Annotated in this window: 10 protein-coding genes and 1 pseudogene; 7 read left to right on the top strand and 4 right to left on the bottom strand. The window is 65.6% G+C overall.

The window, feature by feature from the left end; genetic code table 11:
- Positions 1-14: 14 nt before the first annotated feature.
- The 6 genes from QM685_RS35225 (at position 15) to yacG (ending at position 5,468) form a co-directional block, all read left to right on the top strand.
- Complete coding sequence (locus tag QM685_RS35225) at positions 15-1,271, top strand: GspE/PulE family protein (RefSeq protein ID WP_415123871.1); 1,257 nt, start codon at positions 15-17, stop codon at positions 1,269-1,271.
- Positions 1,268-2,500: a type II secretion system F family protein gene (locus tag QM685_RS35230; RefSeq protein WP_415123873.1), complete on the top strand. Its 1,233-nt coding sequence runs from the start codon at positions 1,268-1,270 to the stop codon at positions 2,498-2,500. The genes QM685_RS35225 and QM685_RS35230 overlap by 4 nt, the downstream gene beginning before the upstream one ends.
- A gap of 27 nt (positions 2,501-2,527) precedes the next feature.
- Positions 2,528-3,469 carry a prepilin peptidase gene (locus QM685_RS35235; protein ID WP_415123875.1) on the top strand — a complete coding sequence of 314 codons (942 nt, stop codon included), beginning with the start codon at positions 2,528-2,530 and terminating at the stop codon, positions 3,467-3,469.
- Between the two features lie 3 nt (positions 3,470-3,472).
- Positions 3,473-4,075 carry a dephospho-CoA kinase gene (gene coaE / locus QM685_RS35240; protein WP_415123877.1) on the top strand — a complete coding sequence of 201 codons (603 nt, stop codon included), beginning with the start codon at positions 3,473-3,475 and terminating at the stop codon, positions 4,073-4,075.
- Positions 4,076-4,381: 306 nt separating this feature from the next.
- A complete protein-coding gene (gene zapD / locus QM685_RS35245; RefSeq protein ID WP_415123879.1) occupies positions 4,382-5,137 on the top strand; it encodes a cell division protein ZapD in 756 nt (251 codons plus the stop codon).
- Between the two features lie 124 nt (positions 5,138-5,261).
- Complete coding sequence (yacG, locus tag QM685_RS35250; protein WP_415123881.1) at positions 5,262-5,468, top strand: DNA gyrase inhibitor YacG; 207 nt, start codon at positions 5,262-5,264, stop codon at positions 5,466-5,468.
- Positions 5,469-5,620: 152 nt separating this feature from the next.
- Here yacG and QM685_RS35255 read toward each other — a convergent pair whose 3' ends face one another.
- From QM685_RS35255 to argJ, 3 genes are all read right to left on the bottom strand, one after another.
- Entirely contained in the window at positions 5,621-6,055 is a 435-nt protein-coding gene (locus QM685_RS35255; RefSeq protein ID WP_415123883.1) for an NUDIX domain-containing protein, read from the bottom strand.
- The gene (locus QM685_RS35260; RefSeq protein ID WP_415123885.1) at positions 6,052-6,921 is read right to left on the bottom strand and encodes an ATP-binding protein; all 870 of its coding nucleotides are present in this window, start codon (positions 6,919-6,921) and stop codon (positions 6,052-6,054) included. Before QM685_RS35260 ends, QM685_RS35255 begins: the two co-directional genes overlap by 4 nt.
- Positions 6,922-7,018: 97 nt before the next feature.
- Positions 7,019-8,260, bottom strand: coding sequence for a bifunctional glutamate N-acetyltransferase/amino-acid acetyltransferase ArgJ (gene argJ / locus QM685_RS35265; RefSeq protein ID WP_415123887.1), 1,242 nt, complete (start codon positions 8,258-8,260; stop codon positions 7,019-7,021).
- 68 nt (positions 8,261-8,328) lie between these two features.
- On the opposite strand from argJ, the pseudogene QM685_RS35270 reads away from it, so the two are divergent.
- Positions 8,329-8,436: pseudogene (locus QM685_RS35270) on the top strand (hypothetical protein); the annotation flags it as partial.
- Here QM685_RS35270 and QM685_RS35275 read toward each other — a convergent pair.
- The coding region (locus QM685_RS35275) for an SEC-C metal-binding domain-containing protein (protein ID WP_415123889.1) at positions 8,411-9,716 on the bottom strand (1,306 nt) is incomplete at its 5' end. The pseudogene QM685_RS35270 and the gene QM685_RS35275 overlap by 26 nt on opposite strands.

Here is a 9,716-nt window from a genome sequence, read left to right on the forward strand (position 1 = left end):
ATCACCGGTCTCTCATGCAAGCATCTTTTTCTTCCGCTGGGGCATCGCCGCGCCCCCTCATCTTCGATGGCGAAAACTGCGCGGCCAGTCACACCGATGCCGACAACGCGCCCGCCGTGCGTCTGTTGACCGATACGCTGCAGGAAGCGACGCGGCGCAACGCGTCGGATATTCACATCGAACCGGCGGAGCACGGCTGGCGCATGCGTTTGCGGATCGACGGCGTGCTACATGAAATGCCGCGGCCGCCCGCGCATCTGCGCGACGCGTTCGTGACGCGCGTGAAGGTGCTCGCGCGCATGGACATCGCCGAGCGGCGCGTGCCGCAGGACGGCCGGCTGCGCATTGCGACGTCGCCGGGCAAGCTCGAGGACTATCGCGTCAACTCGTTGCCAACGCTGTTCGGCGAAAAGCTCGTGCTGCGCCGGCTCGACGCGCTGCCCGCCGATCTTTCGCTCGACTCGCTCGGCCTCGATCCGCGGCAGCGCGAAGCCGTCGACGCCGCGATCCGCGCCCCGCACGGCCTCGTGCTCGTCACCGGCCCGACCGGCAGCGGCAAGACGCTGTCGCTGTACTGCTTTCTGAATCTGCTGAACGGCGAGGCGCGCAATCTCTGCTCGGTGGAAGACCCTGCGGAAATCCAGCTGGCCGGCATCAATCAGGTCAGCGTGCGCGAGAAAGCTGGGCTCACGTTCGCGGTCGCACTGCGCGCGTTTCTGCGGCAGGACCCGGACATCATCATGGTCGGCGAAATCCGCGATAACGAAACCGCCGACGTCGCCGTAAAGGCAGCGCAAACCGGTCACCTCGTGCTATCCACGCTGCATACGAACGACGCGCCCGCGGCAATCGCGCGGCTCATCGATATCGGTGTCGAACCATACAACCTCGCGGCCGCGCTGCGCATGGTGACGGCGCAACGGCTCGTGCGGCGGCTTTGCGTCGCGTGCCGCGCGCCTGCGCCGCATTCGGCGGCGGCGCTCAGGGCCGCGGGCTTTGGCGAGCATCAGCTTGACGGCTGGCAGCCCTATACGGCGACCGGCTGCGCGACTTGCCACGGCATCGGCTATCGGGGGCGCATCGGCATCCATCAGGTGATGCCGGTCTCCGACGCGATGCGCGAACTGATCGTCACCAGCGCGGGCGTTCACGAGCTGGCCAGGCTCGCGCAGATCGAACGGGTGGCGACGTTGCGCGACGCCGCGCTGGCGCGCGTGCGCGACGGCACGACCAGTCTCGCCGAAGCGCTCGCCGCTACCGAAGTCGCATGAGCACCGCCACGCTCCCACCGCCCGTCGCGGTCGACCTGCGCTTCAGATGGCGCGGCATCGACGCCGACGGCACTCGCCAAAGCGGCACGCTGATCGCGCCAAACGCCGGCGCCGCTCGCACGATGCTCAAACGCGAGAACCTGTTCATCGTCGAACTCTCGACGCAAGGACCGGCGCCGCGCGCGAAGGCCCGCGCGGCGGACGTCACGCTGTTCACGCGGCAGCTCGCAAGTCTGCTGCGTGCCGGTCTGCCGCTCGCGCCCGCCCTCGAACTGCTCGCGCAGGCGCCGGCGTCGGGCCGACGGCAAGGCATGCCGCGCATCGTCGGCACCGTCGCGCGCGACATCACCGCCGGCCTGCGTTTTTCGACGGCATTGCAGCGGCACCCGGCGCAGTTCAATGCGCTGTACTGCCAGCTCGTCGAGGTCGGCGAGGCCGCGGGCGCGCTGACCACCGTGCTCGCCCGTCTCGCCGAAGACCGCGAGCGGGCCGCCGCGCAGCGTGCCAAGGTGCGCGCGGCCCTGACCTATCCGGTCGCGATCCTGCTGCTGGCGATCGCGATTACCGCCGCGCTGCTGGTGTGGGTCGTGCCGACCTTCAAGCAGATCTTCGATGGCTTCGGCGCGAAGCTGCCCGCGCCGACGCAGTTCGTGCTGGCGTTGTCGGCCGGCGCGGCGCGCTGGAGCGTGCCGGTATTCGCGCTGATATTCGCGTTGACCTCAGCCCTGATGCTGCTTCTGCGGCGCTCGGAAGCGGCGCGCATCCGCTGCGCGCGTCTATCGCTGAAGCTACCGGTGGCCGGTCCGCTGCTGCTCACGCTGTGCGCGGCGCGCTGGAGCCGCGCGCTCGGCACGCTGCTGTCGGCCGGCACGCCGCTCGCCGATGCGTTCGACTCGCTGACGCATGCGACCGGCAATGCCTTCTTCGATCGCGCGACCGCGGACATCGCCGTGAGGCTGCGGCGCGGCGAACGGCTCGCCGCGGCGATGCACGCGGCGCACTGCTTTCCCGCCGATGTCGTGCAGCCGGTTGCGGTCGCCGAGGAATCCGGCGCGCTCGACACCATGCTGCTCGACGTCGCATCGCTTGCGGACCGTCAGGTCGACGAGAAAATCGGCACGCTGTCGAGCCTGTGCGAACCGCTCGTGATCGTCGTGCTCGGCACGCTCGTCGGCGGCCTCGTGATTGCGATGTATCTTCCCATTATTCAACTCGGCAACGTGGTGTAGCATCGCAGCCGAATCCATTTCAACTCCATGCAGGTTCCTCTTCCGCTCGTGCCAGAAACTTCTTCCAGCCTGCTCGCGGGCTTACTGCCGGGCCGCCTCGCAAGCGGTCTGGGCCTCGCGTTCGCCAGCCTGCCCGCCGGGGTGCGGATCGCGTTCGCGGTCGTGTTCGGTCTCGTGATCGGCAGCTTCCTGAACGTCGTCGTGCATCGGCTGCCGATCATGCTGGAGCGTGCGTGGCGCGCGGAAATCAGCGAAACCACCGACGAACCGCAGCCGGAAGACGGACTGCCGGCGCGCTACAACCTGTGCGTACCGCGCAGCGCATGCCCGCATTGCGGCCACGTTCTGAGCGCGTGGGAGAACCTGCCGGTGCTGAGCTACGTCCTGCTGCGCGGACGCTGCTCCGCTTGCGGCACGCACGTGAGTCTGCGCTATCCGCTGCTCGAAATTGCGAGCGCCGCGTTCGCGGCAGGCGCACTGGCCGTGTTCGGCCCGACGCTGATGGCGCTCGCCGCGTTCGGCCTGTGCGCCGCGCTGCTCGCAATGAGCGCGATCGACATCGACACCCATCTGCTACCCGATTCGCTGACGCTGCCGCTCCTGTGGGCCGGCCTCATCGTCAACTTCAACGGCCTGTTCACGAATCTGCACGATGCGGTGCTCGGCGCGATCTTCGGTTATCTGGCGCTGTGGGCCGTGCATTGGGTGTTCCGGCTCGTGCGCGGCGTCGAGGGCATGGGCTACGGCGATTTCAAGCTGCTCGCGGCACTCGGCGCCTGGCTCGGCTGGGCCGCGCTGCCGCAAATCGTGCTGATCGCGGCGGTGGCCGGCGCGGTGGTGGGCCTCGCGGCCACGTGGGGCGGCCGCATGCGCTTCGAGGAGCCGCTGCCGTTCGGGCCGTTTCTCGCCGCGGGCGGTGCGCTCACGCTGTTTGTCGGCACACCGCTCTATCTGGCTCTAGGAGGCTGAAGCATGTTCGTCGTGGGACTGACCGGCGGCATCGGCAGCGGCAAATCGACGGTGGCCAATCTGTTTGCCGCGCGCGGCGTGCCGCTCGTCGACACGGACCTGATCGCCCATCGCATCACCGCGCCGCGCGGCATCGCGATGCCGCACATCGCCGCGGAATTCGGCGACGAGTTCGTGGCCGCCGACGGCTCGCTCGATCGCGCGCGCATGCGCACACTCGTCTTCGGCGACGAGGGCGCGCGCAAGCGTCTCGAAGGCATCACGCATCCGCTGATTCGCGCGGAAACCGAGCGCGAGCAGCGTGAAGCACAGGGGCCTTACGTGATTGTCGTGGTGCCGTTGCTGGTGGAGTCCGGCAATTGGAAGAGCCGCGCGAATCGCGTGCTCACCGTCGATTGCAGCGTCGAGACCCAGATCGCGCGCGTGATGAGCCGCAACGGCTTCAGCCGCGACCAGGTGCTTGCGATCATCGCGCGCCAGGCTACGCGCGAAGCGCGCCTCGCGGCGGCCGACGACGTGATCGACAACGACAACGCGCCGCTCGAAGCCCTCGAGGCGCAAGTGGACGCGCTGCATCGCGCATATCTGTCGCTCGCGAACGGGTGACGGGGCTCGTGCGCACGGAGCGTCGGACAGCCGGTCCACACACCTCGACGCATAGACCGGTCCAGACCGAGGCCCGCCCCACGGACCTCCGCACGAAGTACGCACGAATCGCAAACCCAGCCTCGCGCGAGCCCTCGCCGACACATTGAACTTTGCGCGCACACGGGAGCCGAACCGCTCAGAACATCGTGAACTCACGAAAAAAGTTGCGAAAGCGCGCTGAAAAAGTGCGTGATTGCTTGGGTAGTCCCACGGCATTAGAATGTTTTGCATTCCTGTCACCGACCACGCCCGAGGCGAGCCCGCTTGATCCTTTACGAGTACCCCTTCAATGAGCGAATCCGGACGCTGTTGCGCCTCGAAGATCTGTTCGAGCGCTTCACGTTCTTTCTGACTCAGGAAGACGCCAGGGAACATCACGTCGCACTGACAACGTTGTTCGAAATTTCCGAAGTTGCGGGCCGCGCGGATCTGAAGTCGGATCTGATGAAAGAGCTTGAGCGGCAGCGGCAAACGCTCGCGCCGTTTCGCGGCAACCCCGGCATCGAGCAGAACGCTCTGGAGGCCGTGCTCGGCGAAATCGAACAAACCCTCGCGGGGCTCGCGCAGATGCAGGGCAAAACCGGCCAGCATCTTGCAGACAACGAATGGCTCGCAAGCATTCGCAGCCGCGCGATCATCCCCGGCGGCACCTGCAAATTCGATCTGCCGTCGTACTACGCGTGGCAACAACTACATCCCGACCAACGCCGTCAGGACATCGCCAAATGGGTGATGCCGCTGCTGCCGCTGCGCGACGCGGCCACGATCGTGCTGCGGCTCGCGCGCGAATCCGGCCAGGCATCGAAGGTCATGGCGATGCAAGGCAGCTATCAGCAGATGCTGTCGGGCCGCTCATATCAATTGATGCAGGTTCGCGTGGCACCTGAATTGCGTGTGATCCCCGAGGCAAGCGCCAACAAGTACATGCTGTGGGTGCGCTTCACGGTGCAGGACGGCGATCTGCGGCCGCGCGCGGTCGACGTCGACGTGCCGTTCCAGCTCACGCTCTGCAGTCTGTAGCCGCCTGTAGGCCGCCGCCGCATTCGACAGCCCAGTCAGGCTTTCAGGGAACGCGCCTTTGAAGCGGCGCGAAATAGCCCTATATTCGTTATCTGTTCCGTTTTACGATTGACTGTCCGACCGTATGCCTACCGTCGTCAAATGTCCTACTTGCGGTAAAGATGTCCGCTGGACCCCTGAGAGCCGCTTCCGTCCTTTCTGCTCCGAGCGCTGCAAACAGATCGATCTGGGCGCATGGGCCGCCGAGAAATACCGGATTGGCGGCAATGAACAGGAAGGGGCTTCGTCGGATGAAGAAGAAGCGCCTCGCGGCGATTACAACCCGCATTGAGCGGGGCTCGTTGCCTGGAAGGCCGCATCAGGGCCAAAACGAAAAAGGCCTCTGAGAGGCCTTGGCCACCAAGGCCATCCAACGAGGCCACGCGGGCCGACGCTGCAAATGCAGCGCCTGCTTTCACGTGTGCGCCGCTATCACTCCCCCGATCATTTCTTCTCGGCCGCGAGCCATTCCAGCACTGGAATCGTCGCCGGCAGCAGCGGCGAGACCTCGGCAGGCAGGCTCTGCCACACGAAAGCCTGGCCCTCACGGCCGTGCGGCTCGCCCGACCACTGCGTCACCTTGCAGAAAAAAAGCCGCACATACGCATGCGGGTAATCGTGTTCGAGCGTATGCCACAGATGACTCTCCTCGACCTCGATCCCGAGTTCCTCGTGCAGCTCACGCGCCAGCGCGGCCTCGACCGACTCACCCGGCTCCAGCTTGCCGCCCGGGAACTCCCAATAGCCTTCGTACGGCTTGCCCGCCGGACGCTGCGCGAGCAGATAGCGCCCGTCCGGCTGCACCAGCACGCCAACCGCCACCTCGGTGACCGGACGGCCGGCTTCGCTTTTGCCGGCATTTTTGCTCGCCTCGCTCATGCCGATGTCTTGCGGCCGGACCAGTCGCGCGCGAACTGCCACGCAACCCGTCCCGAGCGCGATCCGCGTTCGAGTGCCCACACCAGCGCATCGCCTCGCGCCGCCTCGACTTCGGCGTCGTTGCAACCGAAGTGGCGCAGCCAGTGCGCGATGATCGTCAGATAGTCATCCTGTTTGAACGGGTAGAAGCTGACCCACAGCCCGAAACGCTCGGACAGGGAAATCTTTTCCTCGACCAGCTCGCCCGGATGAATCTCGCCGTCCGACGTGTGCTTATACGTCTCGTTGTCGCTCATGTACTCGGGCATCAGATGGCGGCGGTTCGACGTTGCGTAGATGAGCACGTTGTCCGACTGGGCGGCGACCGAGCCGTCGAGCGCGACCTTCAGCGCCTTGTAGCCCGACTCGCCCTCTTCGAACGACAGGTCGTCGCAGAACACGATAAAGCGCTCCGGGCGTTTCGCGATCAGATCGACGATGTCGCCGAGATCGTGCAGATCGCCCTTGTCCACTTCGATCAGCCGCAAGCCGTCTTGCGCGTATGCGTTCAGGCACGCCTTGATCAGCGACGATTTGCCGGTGCCGCGCGCGCCCGTCAGCAGCACGTTGTTGGCCGGCTGCTTGCGCACGAACTGGCGCGTATTCTGTTCGATCAGCCCTTTCTGGCGATCGATGTTCTGCAGGTCGTCGAGTGTGATCGACGAAATCGCGGGCACCGGCTGCAGGTAGCCGCGACCCTGGCGCGTGCGCCAGCGAAAAGCGACCGCGGCCGACCAGTCGATTTCCGGCGCGACGGGCGGAAGCATCGCTTCCAGGCGGCCGAGCACGGCTTCGGCCCGGGTCAGAAACTGTTCGAGTTTGTCCATGGCGGTGAAATGGGCGGCCAAAGCCGCCAGATGCTTGCAATAGCCCGATCACGAACCCGGTTGCGACCATACCGCGCACCGGGTCGGCGAAGCGGATTTACGAGCGATAGTCGGCGTTGATACTCACGTAGTCGTGCGACAGATCGCAAGTCCAGATCGTGGCTTGCGCGTTGCCGCGGCCGAGTACGACGCGAATGCCGATCTCGCTCTTTTTCATGACGCGCTGACCGTCTTCTTCGCGGTAGGCCGGATTGCGGCCGCCGGCGGTGGCGACCAGCACGTCGTCCAGGTACAGATCGATCTTGCCGACGTCGAGATCGTCCACGCCAGCATAGCCGATGGCCGCGAGAATGCGGCCGAGGTTCGGATCCGATGCGTAAAAAGCCGTCTTCACGAGCGGCGAATGGCCGATCGCATACGCGATCTGGCGGCATTCGCCGACGCTCGAGCCGCCTTCGACGCGCACGGTCATGAATTTGGTCGCGCCTTCGCCGTCGCGCACGATCAGTTGCGCGAGGCTCTGGGCAACTTCCGTCACCGCGTCGCGCAGCGCCGCATAAGCGGGCGAGTCGGTGGACGTAATCGCCGGCAGGCTCGATTTGCCCGAGGCGATCAGGATGAACGAATCGTTGGTCGACGTATCGCCATCGATCGTGATGCAGTTGAACGAGCGGTCCGCGACGTGCTTGACCAGTTCGTCGAGCACCGGCTGCGCGACGGCCGCGTCGAATGCGAGGAAGCCGAGCATGGTCGCCATGTTCGGCTTGATCATGCCGGCGCCCTTGCTGATGCCTGTCAGCGTGACCGTGTGAGCGTCGATCGTGACCTGGCGCGACGCGGCCTTCGGCAGTGTGTCGGTGGTCATGATCGCCTGCGCGGCGTCGTACCAGTTCGCTTCCTTGCGGTTGGCGAGCGCGGCCGGCAAGCCGGCCTTCAGACGATCGACCGGCAGCGGCTCGAGAATCACGCCCGTCGAGAACGGCAGCACCTGCTCGGGCGCGATGTCGGCGAGACGGGCGAGCTCCGCGCAGGTTTCGCGCGCATGCGCGAGGCCCGGCTCGCCGGTGCCCGCGTTCGCGTTGCCGGTGTTGATCACCAGCGCGCGAATCGGCTTGCCGCCCGCGCGCACCCGCCGCAGGTTCTCGCGGCAGACCGTAACGGGCGCCGCGCAAAAACGGTTCTGCGTAAACACGCCGCCCACCGTCGCGCCTTCGTCGACGGAAATGACGAGCACGTCCTTGCGGTTCGGCTTGCGGATATTCGCCTCCGCCCAGCCGAGCTTGACGCCGGCGACGGGATGGAGTTGAGCGGGATCGATCGAGGGAAAGTTGACAGCCATGGTCGCGACCTGTCGAAGAAAATGCCGGCGGATGCCGGCATCGGGAAAACGGAACCGATGACCCGGGGGTGTTGCCGGGTCATCCGCGAAATCAACGGCCAGGCGGCACGCAAAACAATGCGGCGCGCCCCGGAGCGCGCCGCATCGGCATTACGCGATCTTGCCGTGGCACTGCTTGTACTTCTTGCCGCTGCCGCACGGGCACGGGTCGTTACGGCCGACCTTCGGCACGTTATCGGTATTCACGTGCACCGCTTGCGGCACCGCGCCGTGGCCGTGGCTCATCGCGTCGCCGATCATCGCGGCGGTGGCCGCTTCGGCTGCGACGGGCGCCGCGGCGCCGGCTTCCGCGAACTCGGCATGGCGGAACTCGACGTTCTCGAGATGACCACCCTGTTCTTCCATTTGCTCCGCGGCTGCTTCGAGCTGCTCCGGTGACTGGATCTGCACGTTCATCACGATGCGCGTGACTTCGAGCTTCACCGCGTCGAGCATCGCGGCGAACAATTCGAACGCCTCGCGCTTGTATTCCTGCTTCGGGTTCTTCTGTGCATAGCCGCGCAGATGGATGCCCTGACGCAGATGATCGAGCGCGGCCAGATGTTCGCGCCATGCGCGGTCGAGCGTCTGCAGCATGATCGAGCGTTCGAACGCGCTGAACGATTCGCGGCCAACCAGTTGAACCTTCGCCTCGTACGCTTCGTCCGCGGCGGCCTCGACCGCTTCGAGAATCTCTTCGGCGTTGATCGAGTTCGACTCGTTGATCATTTCCTGGATCGCGAGGTCGAGCTGCCACTCGTTGCGCAGCACTTCCTCGAGCTCGGGCACGTCCCACTGCTCCTCGATGCTGCCCGCCGGCACGAACTGATGCACGATGTCGGAGATCACACCATGACGCATCGCGGTGATGGTCTCGGTGATGTCGTTCGCTTCGAGCAATTCGTTGCGCTGCTGATAGATCACCTTGCGCTGATCGTTCGACACATCGTCGTATTCGAGCAATTGCTTACGAATATCGAAGTTGCGCGCCTCGACTTTGCGTTGCGCCGATTCGATCGAGCGCGACACGATGCCCGCTTCGATCGCCTCGCCTTCCGGCATCTTCAGGCGGTCCATGATCGCGCGCACGCGGTCACCCGCGAAAATGCGAAGCAGCGGATCTTCCAGCGACAGATAGAAGCGCGACGAACCCGGATCACCCTGACGGCCGGCACGGCCGCGCAACTGGTTGTCGATCCGGCGCGACTCGTGACGCTCGGTGCCGATGATATGCAGACCGCCCGCGGCCTTCACCTGGTCGTGCAGCGCCTGCCATTCGTCATGCAGCTTCTGGATGCGGCGCTGTTTTTCGTCGTCGGCCAGCAGTTCGTCCTGCTCGATGAACGACGCCTGCTTTTCCGCGTTGCCGCCCAGCACGATGTCGGTGCCGCGGCCGGCCATGTTGGTCGCGATCGTG

The organism is Paraburkholderia sp., assembly GCF_047605525.1.
Classification (GTDB): Bacteria; Pseudomonadota; Gammaproteobacteria; order Burkholderiales; family Burkholderiaceae; genus Paraburkholderia.